Below are 14,439 nucleotides of genomic sequence, written 5' to 3'. Positions count from 1 at the left end.
GCCTACTCGGCGGGTTCGGGCGCGTGCACGCCCAGCACCGCTTCGATGGTGGCGCGGTTGATGTCGTCATGTTCGGCGATGACCACGAGACGGCCCTGCCGCGCCTCACCCGGCTGCCAGGGGCGGTCGTACTGATGCCGCACCCGCGCGCCGACCGCCTGGACCAGCAGGCGCATCGGTTTACCCGCAACGGCGGCATAGCCCTTCACCCGCAGGATGTTGTGCGCGTCGGCGAGGGTTTCCACGGCGCGGACGAGGTCCGCCGGCTCTGCGAGTTCGGGGATGTCGACGACAATGCTGTCGAAGTCCTCGTGGTCGTGATCATGGGGGGCGTCGTGGTGGCTGGGTCGCGCGTCCATATCGTCTTCCGCGGCGGCCTCGAGCCCGAGGATCACGCGGGGATCGACCATGCCTTCAGCCACCTCGACCACGGGCAGTGGGCGCGGGGCTTCGGCAGCGATGATCGCTTTGGCCTTCGCCACACCGTCTGGGCCTGCAAGATCAGGCTTGGTCAGAAGGATGATGTCGGCGCAGGAGATCTGGTCTTCGAAGACCTCGGACAGCGGGGTTTCGTGGTCGATGCTCTCGTCGGCTTCGCGCTGCTTGTCCACAGCGGCCACATCCGGGGCGAAACGACCAGAGGCCACGGCCTCGGCATCGGCTAATGCGATCACACCATCGACGGTGATCTTGGAGCGGATATCCGGCCAGTCGAAGGCTTTCAGCAAGGGCTTTGGCAGGGCCAAGCCTGAGGTTTCGATTAGGATGTGGTCGGGGCGCGGCTCGAGTGCCATGAGCGCCTCGATGGTGGGGATGAAATCATCGGCCACGGTGCAGCAGATGCAGCCATTGGCCAGCTCCATGATGTTTTCCGCCGGGCAATCGGGGATGGCGCAGTTTTTCAGAATGTCGCCATCGACGCCCACATCGCCAAACTCGTTCACAACGACCGCTAGGCGCTTGCCGCCGGGGTTCTGCATGAGCTGCGAGATCAGCGTGGTTTTGCCCGAACCCAGAAAGCCGGTGATCACGGTGACGGGAAGTTTTGCAAGATCAGTCATGGGTCGTCTCCAGCGGCGGGATGCGCGCGATGCAGTTGCGTTTAAAGTGCTCCGGGCGCTCGCGCCACGGGATCAAACCGTCTTGCGTGGCGTTGTAGCGCGCCGCCCCGTCGAGCAGCACGTCCGGATGCGACACTTCATCGATGTTTCCGTAGATATACGTCCAGCGATCACCGCCGCGCAGAGCGATGGTGCAGCCATGGTCGCAGTTCTGCAGGCATTCCACGGCGGTGAGGCGGATGCCATCGGGCAGCGTGTTGGCGGCCAGCGTGTCATAGAGCCGCTGGCCCGGGCGGCGGTCATCCTCGGGGATATCCTGCCCGCGCCGACATTTGATGCAGACCAGCAGTTCGGTTGGTGGTGGCGCAGGCTCAATTGCCTTGGTTGTCATAGTCCATGTCCCATCTGTCATGGGACGCGGGTCAGATGGCGAGAGAGGCCCTTGGGCGCGTGTCTCGTCACCGGAACACCCCGTCCGGTTTTCGCATCGCGCTGGCAGGTCTCCCGGCTCACGAATCTCGGCATTTGCCTGCGGTCTGCCCACCTTCCCGGAGCGATGCTCCAGTGGCCTTGGCAGCCCTTTCCGTTCACGGTCGCGGGGGCGGCTGTGCTTTGCCGGATCGCGGCTGCACATTCCCTTTTCACTCAGGCAAGCCCAAGCACCAGCGCACCAAGCAGTTGCTTTAGATCGGCGCGCCTTGTCAAGCGCAACCCGACGTGGGGTTTCGGGGAGGTTGCCGTCGGTCAGACGGGTTACTTCGGAAGAGACCAGAAATCGGGCGGCATGTCCTGCATGAGCTGTGCGGCGTAGTCTTCGATCCAGTCCTGCTGCTCTTCTGTTGGCATATCGTCAAAACCGGTCTCGGACTGTGACTGCAGGCGCGCCTTTTGCAGCGCCTGATCGTATTTGATCGCCTCGACGGGTTTGTCCGGCACGATGGCGTAGACGAAGCGCCCGCCCATGGCGCGTGCGAGGCGGTCCATCTGCTTGAGCGAGATCGACCCTTCCTTTTCGCTGCGTTCCGCCTGATAGACGGCGTTGCGGCTGACCCCCTTGCGCGCGGCCACATCCTCGGCCGACATCGACAGCGCCTGCCTCAACGTGGAAATCCAGCCCCGTTCGGGCGGATCGAGATCGCCAACGCGATCCGCGCTGCGATTAAGAAATCGCGCCAGTCTTCGACGTCGCATGAAATCCGGCATGGGGCGCCCCAGGGTGCATTGCGTGAGATGACCGGGCATAGATAGGCAAATTTCTGCAATGTTTCAACTAAAGTGAATAAAATTTCACCATATGCACATTTATCTCTAACATTTTCGTGAAGAAGTGCTTATGTGAGAGCAGAAAGGATGACTATGCTGGACGTATTTCTCAACCCGCAGTCCTTGCCCTTTGCAAGTGCTCTAGCGATTGTTTTGGCCCTGTTTTTGCTGGAAATTCTGAGCCTTCTGCTCGGCAGCAGTGTCCTGGGGATCGGGGCTGATGCACCCGATGTCGATGTGGATATGGATGCGGATTTCGATCTGTCGCTCGACATCGACGCCGATGCGGCGGATTTGGTCGAGACCGAAGTGTCTGGTCCGTCGGGGCTCCTCGGCTGGTTGGGTGTTGGCGAGGTGCCCTTTCTAATATGGCTGGTTTGCTTTCTGACCATGTTCGGCCTGTCCGGCCTGGTCCTGCAATCGGTCGTTTTGAGCGCCTTCGGGATCGCTGTGCCCATGCTGGTCGCGACGGCCGTAGCGCTGGTCCCTGCGGTGACGCTGACACGGTTTATCACCGGTTGGGTGGCCGCAATCATGCCGAAAACCGAGACAAGCGCCATGCGCCGTCGGTTCCTGGGCGGGCATCGTGGTACGATCACGCAAGGCACCGCCGCGCGCGGAAAGCCTGCCGAAGCCAAGATCAAGGATCGCTTTGGCAACACCCACTACCTGCGGGTCGAGCCGCTTTATGACGACGGCGTCTTTCCGCAAGGCAGCGATGTCACCCTGATCCGCAAACGCGGCGACCAGTTCTTCGTGATCTGACCGCCCGCCAGACTTACCCAGTTTTCTCAACGAGAGGAGTTTCGAATGCCCTTAAACGCTATCCTGACCATTGCAGCCGTCGTCGTTGGCCTGCTTCTTTTCATCGGCCTGATCGCCGCCCGGCTTTACAAGCGCGCCACGCGCGAGACGAGCCTTGTCCGTACCGGTTCCAGCGGTCGCAAGGTGATCATGGATGGCGGTGTGATCGTCATCCCCTTCTTGCATGAGATCGCCAAGGTCAACATGAAGACCCTGCGCCTCGAAGTTGCGCGTATCAACGATCAATCATTGATCACCAAGGACCGGATGCGGGTTGATGTGGGCGTAGAGTTTTACGTCTCGGTGAATGCAACCGAAGACGGAATCTCCCGCGCCGCGCAGACGCTGGGGGACCGGACCTTCCATGTGGATCAGCTGCGCGAGATGATCGAAGGCAAACTGGTCGATGGCCTGCGCGCTGTTGCGGCGCAGATGACGATGGACGAGCTGCACGAGAACCGTGCGAGCTTTGTGCAGGAGGTGCAGAACGCGATCTCGGAAGACCTGTTGAAGAACGGTCTGGAGTTGGAGGCGGTCTCGCTCACCGCGCTGGACCAGACACCCTTTGAGTCGCTGGATGAGAACAACGCCTTCAACGCGGTGGGTATGCAGAAGCTCGCCGAGGTGATTGCCACCTCGCGCAAGAAGCGCGCCGAGATCACCGCCGAGGCGGATGTGTCGGTCGCGCGGTCCGAGATGGAAGCGGAGAAGATTAAGTACAACATTGATCGCGAACAGGAGGAGGCCTCGCTCGACCAAATCCGCGAGATTGAGACCCTGAAGGCCAAGCAGCAGGCTGAAATCGCACGCAGCCAGGAGGCCTCGGACCAGGCCAAGGAGCAAGCGCGGATCGAGCGGGAGCGCGCGGTGCGGGCGGCCGAGATCGAGCGCGAACGCGCCATCCGCGAGGCGGAGATTGCCAAGGAGCGCGAGTTGGAGGTCGCCGATCAGGATCGTCAGATCATCGTCGCGCGCAAATCCGAGGAAGAAAGCCAGGCACGCGCGTCCGCCGACCAGGCCCGGGCCGAGGCGAAGAAGGCCTCGGAGGCCATCGAGACCGCACGTGCGGTGGCTGAAGCGGAGCGTCAGAAACGCATTGCCATCATCGAGGCTCAGAAAGAAGCGGAGCGGAAGGCCACGGCGATCCAGCTCGCGGCGGCAGCCGAGAAGGATGCCGCGACCGACCGCGCTGCGGCCCTGCTGGAAGAGGCGCAAGCGGATGCGGATGCGGTGAAGGTGCGCGCGGAAGCGAAGCGGACCGACCTGCTGGCAACGGCGGAAGGCCAGACGGCGATCGCCAATTCGGAAAACGAATTGAGCGCCGAGATCATTGCGATGAAGGTGCGTCTGGCGCAGTTGGAAGCGATGCCCGCGATCATCGCCGAGATGGTCAAACCCGCCGAGAAGATCGATTCGATCAAGATCCACCAGGTGACCGGTATGGGTGGTATTGGCGGCGAGATGGCTCCGGGTGGCGGCACCCCGGTCAACCAAGCCCTCGACTCGGTCTTGGGTATGGCGCTGCAGATGCCGGCGATGCAGGCTCTGGGCAAGGAGCTTGGCATCAGTCTCGAGAATGGCATTGCAAATGTGGCAAATGGGGCGGTGACCGATGCGTCAACACCATCGCTGCCGAATGAGACGGCTGCAGCGCCAGAGACTGATGACGCAGCGCCCGAGGCGCCGGTTGCCGCCGCGCCAAAATCGACTGTGCAGTAAGCCGCTTGCTCTGAAGACATGTGGGGTCGCGGGAGACGCGACCCCTTTTTTTGAGGTATCTTCAGATTTTGCGGTCGATCACTTCTGTCGAGCGCGCGAGGCCGGGTCACCCTCAACCGCAACCATGAACCGCGCTGAACAAGAGTTCAGGCTGGCGTTCCGTGCTCACAGAGAGGTGTCAGCCTGCCTTGCGCAGCGCGGCAGCCTCCTCGCCGGTGGCGGCAGGTGCCGCACCATCCCCGAGCCGAAATCTCTCGACCGCGGATACGAGTGCATTGGTCTCCTGGGTCAACGCATGGCTGGCAGCGGTGGTCTCCTCGAACATTGCTGCGTTTTGCTGGGTGACGTGATCGAGTTCGTTCACCGCGGAGTTGATCTCCTTGATGCCTTGCGCCTGCTCCTGCGACGAGGCCGCGATGGTGTTCACGCGATCTGCAATCTCGGAAATCGACGTCAGGATATCGCCGAGAGCCGCACCGGTTTCACCCACAAGATCAAATCCTTGCTGCACCTTCTGGGTCGAGTCTGAAATCAGAAGGGTGATCTCACGGGCCGCCTCGGAGGAGCGCTGCGCAAGCGCGCGCACTTCGGTGGCGACGACCGCAAAACCGCGGCCAGCCTCACCAGCGCGCGCCGCCTCAACGCCGGCATTCAGCGCCAGAAGGTTCGTCTGGAAGGCGATCTCTTCAATGACCTGGATGATCTTGGAGATCTCTTCGGACGAGGCCTTGATACCTTCCATGGCGTCCACCGCCTTGCGCGCCACGGTCCCGCCCTTGTCTGCCGAGGCCTTCGTATCGCTGGACATCTCGGAGGCCTCGCGTGCGCCTTCCGCCGCGGATTGAACCGAACTTGTCAACTCATCCAGGGCTGCGGCTGTCTCTTCAAGGGTCGCAGCCTGCTTTTCGGTGCGGCGCGACAGATCATCCGCCGCTGTCGTGATCTCGCCCGCCTCGAGCCGGATCGAGCCCGCGTTGTTGGTCACGGCGCCGACGACATCCCGCAGGGAAATGATAGCCGAGTTGAAGTCCGCCCTGAGCTTCTCATATTCAGCCGGGAATTCGTCGGAGATTTCGCCGGTCAGATCGCCTTCGGCAAGCTTCTTGAGACCCTGGCCAAGCGCCTCGACCACCTTGTTCTGCTGTTCGGTGCGGGCTTCGCGCTCTTCCATCTCGGCCCGCTGGCGCGCCTCCCTCTCGGCCTGCGCCTCAGCTTCGATGCGCTGCTTTTCTTCCTGCGCCTTCAGTTCCGCCGCATGGTTTTGCTCTTCCTGCAGGCGTTCCCGTTCCATTTCCCGCTGTTGCCGCGCGCGCTCTTCTGTCTCACGCAGCTGTGCCGCCTCCTGCATCTCGGCGCGTTCGATCAAGCCGGTGCGGAAGACCTCGAGCGCCCGCGATATCTCACCAAAGGCGTTCCGGTCCTTGCTGTAGGGCACATCGGAAGTGGTATCGCCCTCGGATAGCGCGGACATGCGGCTGGTCAGGCGCCCCAGCGGACGCGTGACGCTATAGGCGATCACGGCGGCCACCGCGGCGAGCGCCACGCCGAGCGTGATCAGCATCTGATAGAGGTCGCGATTGACCGAGGCTTGCGCGGCTTCGATGTTCAACAAATACGCCCCGGTCCCGGCCACCCAGTTCCACGGCTCGAAGGGCATTACGACTGAAATCTTGTCGATGGGCGGGTCGCCATCCTGCGCGCCGGGCGCGGCCCATTGATACCAGACAGTCCCCGCGGTGCCGTCGCGCACGCTGTCCACGATATCGCGGAAGAGGTAGACGCCATTCGGATCCGTGAAGTCTGTGAAGTCCCGCCCTGCCAGCGCGGGGTTCGCACCATGGGCCACCATCACTTGGCTCATATCGGTGATAAAATAGTAATTCTCACCCTCATAGCGCAGCGCCTCGATCGCGGTGACCGCGGCTTGCTGGGCCTCCTCGCGCGTCATCTCGCCTGCGACCTCAAGCGCGTGAAAGCCGCGCAGCATGGACATCGCGACCTCGGTCAGGTGGGTCAGTTCGACCTCCTTCATCTCGATGGAAGCGTCCTGAAAGGTGAAGACCGCGGTTTTCTGCATCGCAAAAAGACCCGCGATTGACAGCAGAACAAGTGCGCAGAGACGTCCACCCACGCCAATTCGACCCAGGAAATTCATACGTCAAAAACCTCTCAGATTGGTGCCCTCGGCTGGCATAAAAGCGGCGCTTTAAAAATCTGCTAATCGCGGCGTGATTTTTGCGTTCGAGCGCCGTTGCATGAGCGGGTGCTCCGAGGGTCTGGGCGGCAGGACGGTTTGCACGCGTTGACCGGGCGCCATTTACGGAAGCCCAAACACCAAAAGGCCCTTACCGTTTGTGACGCCTTGATGTCCGAGAGCCACGCGTTCGGGGATTGTAAGAGTTCCGGGCAGTCGGGGTGTCACCCGGAGGATGTTGGCGGATCAGCCGCCAAAAATCTCACGAACGTCATCGTCAGGTTTTCGCGACGGGACACGTCGGGCCAGACGGCGTAGATGCCCAGGGGCTTCAATGACCAGTCCGGCAGCACATGCACGAGATCACCCCTGGCAAAGCCGCGACAGGCCAGATGTTCGGGAATGGCCGATACGCCAAGGCCGCGTGCGGCGAACTCGTAGAGCGCATCAGCCGAGCTGACCGTGACGTGCGACTGGCCAAGAACGGTGACCAGATCGCCCGAGGATGACATCAGCTCGGTTCGGTCGGGCCGCATGGCAAATCGAATCCAGCGCCAGGCCTCCAGATCGCCCGGCTCAGCTGCAGGCGGTTGCGACGCAACATAGTCCGGGCTGGCCACCAGCAACCGCTCTGCATCAGTGATCTTCCGCGACAGGAACGCGCTGTCTTCCAGCCACCCTGCGCGTATGGCGACGTCGAAACCGTCGGCGATCATGTCCTGCCGCTCATCGGTGAAATGCAGGTCCAGCGAGACCTTACTGTGGGTCTTCGCGAAAGCCGCCAACCGGTCCATCAGATCGGTTTGCGTGACAAACGCAGGTGCCGAGATGCGCAGCTTGCCAATCGGTTCTGTCGCGGCGGGGTTGATCGCGTCGAGGCCACCCTCCGCCGCGGCTAGCATGTCATGCGCCTTGTCGTGCAGAATGCGCCCTTCCTGCGTGAGCGACATCTGCCGGGTCGAGCGGTAAAGGAGAGTGACCCCGAGGTCCTTTTCGAGGTCAGAGACCGTTTGACTGACCCGCGACGGCGCCAGTCCGAGATGCTTGGCCGCCGCGCGGAATGTCCCCTGATCCACCACCGCTGCAAAAATCGCGATGCTGCGCAATTTGTCGATCATTGTTCGCCTCGGCAGAATAGTTTGATCTTTAATAACACGGTTACTCAGAACGATTCGCATCAATATCCTTTGACCCAGTCCATCAGGGGGGCGGCTGGCACCTTCCAGCGCACGGCGCACTCTGGACCCACGGCAATTGGAGATGATGGAATGATAGAGAACACCCACCCCAGTCTGAACCGCCGCGAGGTGCTGCAGGGAGCCGCGCTGACCCTGGGCGCCGCGACCTTGCTGACCGGGGCCTTGACGCCACATGTCACGCGGGCGCAGGGCGACATGCCGTCCGGCACGATTCATAGCTTTGCCACCGGCGGGGTGACGTTCCACACCTATGTCTCGCCCGCCCAGGCCGTGCATGTGACATCACATGTGGTCGAATTCGACGACCAGCTTTTGGTTGTCGATGCCACGATGCTGCCACCTACGGCGCAGGAGGTCTCGGCGCTGATCGCGGCCATTGGAAAACCGGTTGGCAAGGCCATTCTGAGCCATGCGCATCCGGACCACTGGGGCGGTGCGGCGGCGCTGGAAGAGATCAGCTTTACGACGCTGCCGCAGATACGCGACACCGTCGCAGCCGAGGCTACAAGCGGTAATTTCCCCAAGCCAACCAATGTGTTGCAGGGCCCAGACATCACCCTCGGGACGACGGAGATGTCGGGCGTTGCGGTCGAGTTCCGCCATTATGAGCAGACCGAAGCGCCGGATATGATTGTCACCGTCCTGCCGGACCAGAAAGTCGCGATCGTGCAAGATCTCGTTTACAACGGTGTCTTCTTCGCGCCCGGCGTTGACCGTGAGAACTGGATCGCGACGCTGGAAGACCTGCGCGACGATCCGGCCTTTGACATCTTGCTGGTGGGGCACGGTCTGCCCGCCACGCGCGGTGCTTTGGACACCGCCATCGCGTATATCCGCGTGCTGGATGACGCGATGACAACCGCAGCCACACCCGACGACGCAGCCGCGCAGCTCAAGGCGGCCTTCCCGGGCTATAGCGGCGAGTTCCTCCTATCCCTGATCCCTGAGTATTGGAGCACCTGACATGCATCGCAGAACCGCTTTGAAGACATCGATTGGCGCGGCGCTCGCGCTGATCCTCGCAAACCAGGCAGGAGCACAAGAGATGGACCCGACCAGCCAAGCCTCATTCGATACGGTCATGGCCTTTATGGGCGCAATGGGCAGCGGCGACATGGAGGGCATGTCAGCGCTGATGGCGGACGACATGGTCTGGCATAACGAAGGAGACACGACCTTGCCCTGGATCGGAGAGACCAGGGGGAAGGATGCCATTTTCGACTTCCTCGGCGTTTTCGGCGCCAATCTGCAGACGACAAAATGGGAGAACACCGATGCCTTCGCCTCTGGCGATACGGTTGCCGTGTTCGGTGTGATGAACGGGGTCACGACGCAGTCCGGTCAGGAGATCGGCGAGTTCACCTTCGCGCTGCGCGCCAAGGTGCGCGATGGTCAGATTGTCCTATGGCATTGGTTTGAGGACAGTTTTGCCGTCAGCCAAGCCTATCACGGGCGACGCTGACAGGCGGGATACGGCCCTTATCCTGGGGCTGTATCCACCACTACCACGGAACGACACACCCCGAGACGGAGGGTCCGATGGGCAAAGGGCTGGACAATGTGCGCGCCATCTATCTGGAGGGCATCGCTGGTGGCAAGGCCCGCGACGCCGTAGAGAGGTACACAGGGCACCGCTATACCCAGCATTCGACGGGCGTGGGCGATGGGTTCGAGGGCTTCCTGGCCTTCTTTGAGCCCTTCGTGGCACGCAATCCCAAACGCGAGATCGAGATCATCCGCATCTTGGAGGACGGCCCGTGGGTGTTTTGCAGCGCCTATCAGTCGCTGAACGACGGCGCGGCGGAATGGGTCACGATGGACATGTTTTACACAGACCCCGATGGGCTCATCCTGGAGCACTGGGACACGATTGCGCCCTACACCCGCGAGACCAGATCAGGCGAGGATATGGTTGCTGGCGTCCGTACGGTGGATGTCACAGCCGACACGGAGGCGAACAAGGCGCTCGTCCTGGAGTTCACAAAGCAGGTTTTGCAGGAAGGTCGACCGGACAAGATTGGCGGTTTTGTTGCAGAGGGCCTTGTTCAACATGCGCCGGACATCGGCGGCGGTCTCTCGGGGCTGCGAGACTGGCTGGCGTCGGATCAGGCGGGATCTTACGACATGCTGTTCCACCTGATGGGTCAGGGCGATTTCGTCGTGACCTACGGCAAACGGCACGCGGGTGGTAAAGATATCGCTGTCTTTGATCTCTACCGCATCGCCGACGGCAAGATCGCGGAGCATTGGATGAATGCGGAAGAGATCAGCCCGCGTGATGCGTGGGGGAATTCGGGCAAGTTCTGATGTGGTCGGCACCGACGCGCCGGATCGTTGATCGGTACAGGCGAGGACAGTTTTTGAGGTGACGCCCGAGGCGGGTCCTGTGATCTGTGGATTTCTGATGGGAGCCTGCGGCCGGACGGGGAGCTTGCCACGCGCGTCGAGACTGCAGTTCCAGGTCCATCGGTTTCAGCATTTGCGCTCAGATATTGGCGAAGGGTGCTGTCGTTCAAACGGCTGCATCAACGGCTATTTTTTGCAACCGTACTGCTGCGTATTGTGAGGGCCCGGCAGCCCAGCGGACCGGGCCAAAACGCGTGTGTCACGACCCGAGAGAGCGGGCTGCGGGCAGGTAGTCTCGTCATCAAAATCGAGACCGGCATCACGCCAAGGTTGAAGTTTTTTCAACTCTGGGTCACCATTGGCACATTGATATGCGTGATTACCCGCACGGCGCGACCCGCAGCTGTGCACATTTGATCAAAGAGGTTTTTTATGTCGAACATTGCAGGCAAAGCATATGCGATGAACGTGGTGACGCCGAGTAATCCGAAGATCACCTGGATCAATCGCCTGCTTTTTATGGCCTCGCGCGGCCTCCCGAGTAACCTGTTGGGGCTGTTGGGCCTGTCGCTGATCCACTTTGCGCGCTGGGTGATCATCAAGCCGGACGACTGGCCCAATCTCGGCCAGGGCAAAGAGCGGGTGAAAAACGACTACGTGCTCTTCTGCTCGAACTTCAACGGCACCTGGGACCAGTACATCGATGCCTTTTCGGACGGAATCCCGAGCGGTCTGGACCTCTTCTGGTATTCGTCGATCAAGTACCCCAAGTCGATCCCGATCACGCCGTTCAAGGATTACATCACCTTCAACCAAGTCAACACGGATTACTATTACAACGCCACGCCGGGCTCGGCGCAGCGCGACATCAAGACCAGCCTCGTGGTCTATGATCAGGTGCTGAAGCTCGCCGAGATGCACGGGTCGGCCACGCCCGAGGCCTTTGCCGCCGCCTACGAAGACGCTGCGCGGAAGATGCAGGCGGGACTTGGCGACCCGGGATTTGGCCCGGTCGCAAGCCTCGACACGGAGCGGGCGGAGGTGAACCGCCGAGACTATATCGAGGCTGCGCAAATGGCCTATGCCGACCACCGCGCCTCGACCGGAAAGGAGCAGCCCAATGCCTGATCTTGATTCCGGACATATCTTTCTGACCACGATGGCGCCGATCAAACCTGGTGCGCCGGAAGACGACCCGCAAACCTCATATGAACAGCGGGTCCGCATCGCGCTCGCCAAGTTTCCGACCGCCAACCAGTCGCCAGCGACGGTGGACGACCGCTATAACAGCCCCTTTGCGCGCAACCTGCGCAACCACCTGGCGCGGATGTTTGTGCTGAACGACACCATCTATAACGGGCGCAATACGCAAAACCCTTTGCTCGCCCGGCTGACCGGGAACAACCAGTCTGTGCCGCAACCGGTGGACCGGCTGAACGCGCCTTATCTGGTCTTTTGTGCCGATGTTGACGCGGTGGTGAAGGACGGCGACCCGCTGCCCACCGAGCTGAGCCCCCCGCAGGCGCGCGCGGTGCGCGATGCCTATGCCCGCACGCTGTGGGAGACGATGGAGGAGGAGCTGCGGGACGTCTATTCCAACTGCTACGACTTCGAGAACGTCACCACGGCGGATGATTTTGCCGTCTACCTCAACCGCTGCCATGTCGAAACGACCATGCCGTTTCACGACTACTACCTCGATCTGGAGACGGCGAAGTTCCACAATCTGCCCCTAAAACCGTTGCTCTACGGCGTGCTGGTTCCCCTGGGATTTGGCCTGCTGACACTGGTGCTGTGGCTCTTTGGCATGGCCACCGTCCCGATGCTGGGGTGGCTGACCCTGCCCACGTGGATCCTGTCGATCACGCTGGGGCTCCTGCTCGCTTTTGTGGCGATCAGGTTTGCCATCTCGAACGGCGAAAAGCCTCTCGCCCCGGCCAAGTACGACGATCTGCCATCGGTTCTGAAGGGGCTCTATATCCAGCAGAAGTTCTCGGAGTTCTTCATCGAAAACCAGGGACTACCGCCAGATCAACTCTATGCGGCATTCGGCCGTTTTGTCGCGGAGCATGATCCCGAGAACCGGCACGCCATGACCCAGAAACCGGGGGTGATCTCCTCTGCTGATCCCACGAACGTCACATTGAAAGACGCGAGCCCGACATGACACGCAAATTGAACCTCAACGACATTCAGGGCAATGTCACCCGGGCCTATGGCCGCTATTCCTTTCCCTTTGCTCGATACATTTTTTTCCATTTCAACACGCCCAAGGCGGGTCGCGGTTTCATTGAGGAAATCCGCCAGAACGTGACCACGGCAGCGCGATGGCCCAGCAAGGAGGCGCGCCCCAAGTGCACCACCAACATCGCGCTGACCTTTCCGGGGCTTCTGGCCTTGCAGCTGCCCGTGCGCATGCTTCAGGCGATGCCGGATGAATTCATCGAGGGCATGAAGCAGCGGGCCTTCATCCTCGGCGACCGGGATCAGACCAAGACCGAAGAGGAAGTGCAGCAGGAGAACTGGGACGCGCACTGGGACCCGATCTGGCAGAAGAGCCGCAAACCGGGGACGCTGGGCTTTGGCAAGGATGACGTGCACGTGATGGTCACGCTGAACGCGCAAAGCGAGAGCAACGACGTTCTGGACAAGCCGCATGCCGAGCTCGAGGCCCGGACCAAATGGGTTCTGGCCGCCGCGAAGGACTGTGGCGTCACGCATATCACCGGTGTGGGCGCCAAGGGGGATCAACCCTATCAGGAGGCCAGCGCCGTCTTCGAGGACGTGGGCGGCACCATGCGGCCCACGCCAAAGGAGCACTTCGGCTTCACCGATGGTATCGGGAACCCGGTCTTTGAGGGGCAATTGCCGCTGGAGATCGAGGCCGAGGCGGTCATCGGGCGCGGCAAGCTGATGGGCGATGGTTGGGAACCGCTGGCAACGGGGGAGTTCATCCTTGGCCACCCCGATGAGAGCCAGGAGCTGCCACCCACAGCGCCGCCGCCTGAATTCATGCGCAATGGCACCTTCTTTGCTTACCGCAAACTGCACGAGAATGTCGGCAGCTTTGATGCGGTGGTGAATGAAGAGGCCGAGCGCTATGCCGCCGTCATGGAGATTTCCGTGGAGGAGGCTGTCGAGACGATCCGGGCCAAGATGTGCGGGCGCTGGTCTGACGGTGTGCCGCTGTCGAAGGTGCCGACCTACCAGGAATGGATCGACTTTGGCACCAGCAAGGGCTGGCGCGGCTCGGATGTGGAGCCGGAGATGGGGTATCTGAAAAACCTCGCCTACATCGCCTCGCCCGAAGCGCGGGACTTCAGATATGCGGACGATATGGCGGGCCTGAAATGTCCGGGTGGCGCGCATATGCGGCGGATGAACACCCGCGACTATCTCGACCCCTTGAACGAGACCGGGGTGTCGGAGAGTGGCGCGCAGCCGAAAAATGCCAAGGCCACCAGCGCCCTCAACAAGCGCCGGCGGATCCTACGGCGCGGGTTGCCATATGGGCCATCGGACAACAGCAAGAAGACGGACAGCACCGAGCAGGGCGTGATTATGATCATCATGGGCGCCAGCCTCTTCCGCCAGTTCGAGTTCGTGCAGCAGCAATGGATCCAGTACGGGTTGGATTTCCACCAGGGCAACAACACTTGCCCCATGCTCGGCAACCATGAGGAGCACAAGCGGTTCACGATCCCGTCGGACCCGAAATCCGGCAAGCCGCCCTATGTGATGAGCAAGCTCAAGACCTTTGTGGAATGTCGCGGCGGGGACTATTTCTTTGCGCCCTCGATGACCGCGTTGCGGATGATGGCCATGGGCATCGTCGATCCGACCTGACCCGAAC

The 14,439-nt window shown here is 61.4% G+C and carries 13 protein-coding genes and 1 riboswitch; of the genes, 8 read left to right on the top strand and 5 right to left on the bottom strand.

The window, feature by feature from the left end; translation table 11 throughout:
- Positions 1–2 precede the first annotated feature (2 nt).
- The 3 genes from cobW to ACVC7O_RS01935 all read right to left on the bottom strand — a co-directional run bounded on the left by cobW (position 3) and on the right by ACVC7O_RS01935 (position 2,264).
- Positions 3–1,061 carry a cobalamin biosynthesis protein CobW gene (gene cobW / locus ACVC7O_RS01945; protein WP_458324428.1) on the bottom strand — a complete coding sequence of 353 codons (1,059 nt, stop codon included), beginning with the start codon at positions 1,059–1,061 and terminating at the stop codon, positions 3–5.
- Positions 1,054–1,452 (bottom strand): DUF1636 family protein, encoded by a 399-nt coding sequence (locus ACVC7O_RS01940; protein ID WP_458324427.1) that lies wholly within the window; start codon positions 1,450–1,452, stop codon positions 1,054–1,056. The genes cobW and ACVC7O_RS01940 overlap by 8 nt, the downstream gene beginning before the upstream one ends.
- An 86-nt stretch (positions 1,453–1,538) precedes the next feature.
- Positions 1,539–1,743, bottom strand: a riboswitch (cobalamin riboswitch).
- Positions 1,744–1,814: 71 nt separating this feature from the next.
- On the bottom strand, positions 1,815–2,264 hold the full coding sequence (locus ACVC7O_RS01935; protein WP_458324426.1) for a helix-turn-helix domain-containing protein: 450 nt from the start codon (positions 2,262–2,264) through the stop codon (positions 1,815–1,817).
- Positions 2,265–2,417: 153 nt separating this feature from the next.
- On the opposite strand from ACVC7O_RS01935, the gene ACVC7O_RS01930 reads away from it, so the two are divergent.
- Positions 2,418–3,089 (top strand): YqiJ family protein, encoded by a 672-nt coding sequence (locus tag ACVC7O_RS01930; protein WP_458324425.1) that lies wholly within the window; start codon positions 2,418–2,420, stop codon positions 3,087–3,089.
- Between the two features lie 45 nt (positions 3,090–3,134).
- Positions 3,135–4,847 carry a flotillin family protein gene (locus ACVC7O_RS01925; RefSeq protein ID WP_458324424.1) on the top strand — a complete coding sequence of 571 codons (1,713 nt, stop codon included), beginning with the start codon at positions 3,135–3,137 and terminating at the stop codon, positions 4,845–4,847.
- Positions 4,848–5,025: 178 nt separating this feature from the next.
- On the opposite strand, the gene ACVC7O_RS01920 is transcribed toward ACVC7O_RS01925, so the two are convergent.
- Together ACVC7O_RS01920 and ACVC7O_RS01915 are read right to left on the bottom strand one after the other, a co-directional pair.
- On the bottom strand, positions 5,026–6,924 hold the full coding sequence (locus ACVC7O_RS01920; protein ID WP_458324423.1) for a methyl-accepting chemotaxis protein: 1,899 nt from the start codon (positions 6,922–6,924) through the stop codon (positions 5,026–5,028).
- A gap of 341 nt (positions 6,925–7,265) precedes the next feature.
- Complete coding sequence (locus tag ACVC7O_RS01915; RefSeq protein ID WP_458324422.1) at positions 7,266–8,159, bottom strand: LysR family transcriptional regulator; 894 nt, start codon at positions 8,157–8,159, stop codon at positions 7,266–7,268.
- 150 nt (positions 8,160–8,309) lie between these two features.
- Here ACVC7O_RS01915 and ACVC7O_RS01910 point away from each other — a divergent pair, with 150 nt between their 5' ends.
- From ACVC7O_RS01910 to ACVC7O_RS01885, 6 genes are all read left to right on the top strand, one after another.
- Positions 8,310–9,203, top strand: coding sequence for an MBL fold metallo-hydrolase (locus ACVC7O_RS01910; protein ID WP_458324421.1), 894 nt, complete (start codon positions 8,310–8,312; stop codon positions 9,201–9,203).
- A 1-nt stretch (position 9,204) separates the two neighbouring features.
- Positions 9,205–9,702 carry a nuclear transport factor 2 family protein gene (locus ACVC7O_RS01905; protein WP_458324420.1) on the top strand — a complete coding sequence of 166 codons (498 nt, stop codon included), beginning with the start codon at positions 9,205–9,207 and terminating at the stop codon, positions 9,700–9,702.
- Between the two features lie 77 nt (positions 9,703–9,779).
- Positions 9,780–10,547 (top strand): nuclear transport factor 2 family protein, encoded by a 768-nt coding sequence (locus ACVC7O_RS01900; RefSeq protein ID WP_458324419.1) that lies wholly within the window; start codon positions 9,780–9,782, stop codon positions 10,545–10,547.
- A 471-nt stretch (positions 10,548–11,018) separates the two neighbouring features.
- The gene (locus ACVC7O_RS01895) at positions 11,019–11,714 is read left to right on the top strand and encodes a hypothetical protein (protein ID WP_458324418.1); all 696 of its coding nucleotides are present in this window, start codon (positions 11,019–11,021) and stop codon (positions 11,712–11,714) included.
- Positions 11,707–12,753 carry a hypothetical protein gene (locus ACVC7O_RS01890; RefSeq protein WP_458324417.1) on the top strand — a complete coding sequence of 349 codons (1,047 nt, stop codon included), beginning with the start codon at positions 11,707–11,709 and terminating at the stop codon, positions 12,751–12,753. Before ACVC7O_RS01895 ends, ACVC7O_RS01890 begins: the two co-directional genes overlap by 8 nt.
- Entirely contained in the window at positions 12,750–14,432 is a 1,683-nt protein-coding gene (locus tag ACVC7O_RS01885) for a Dyp-type peroxidase (protein ID WP_458324416.1), read from the top strand. Before ACVC7O_RS01890 ends, ACVC7O_RS01885 begins: the two co-directional genes overlap by 4 nt.
- Positions 14,433–14,439: the final 7 nt, after the last annotated feature.

It is taken from the genome of Roseobacter cerffii (assembly GCF_054226325.1).
This window is presented reverse-complemented; position numbering and strand designations above follow the sequence as displayed.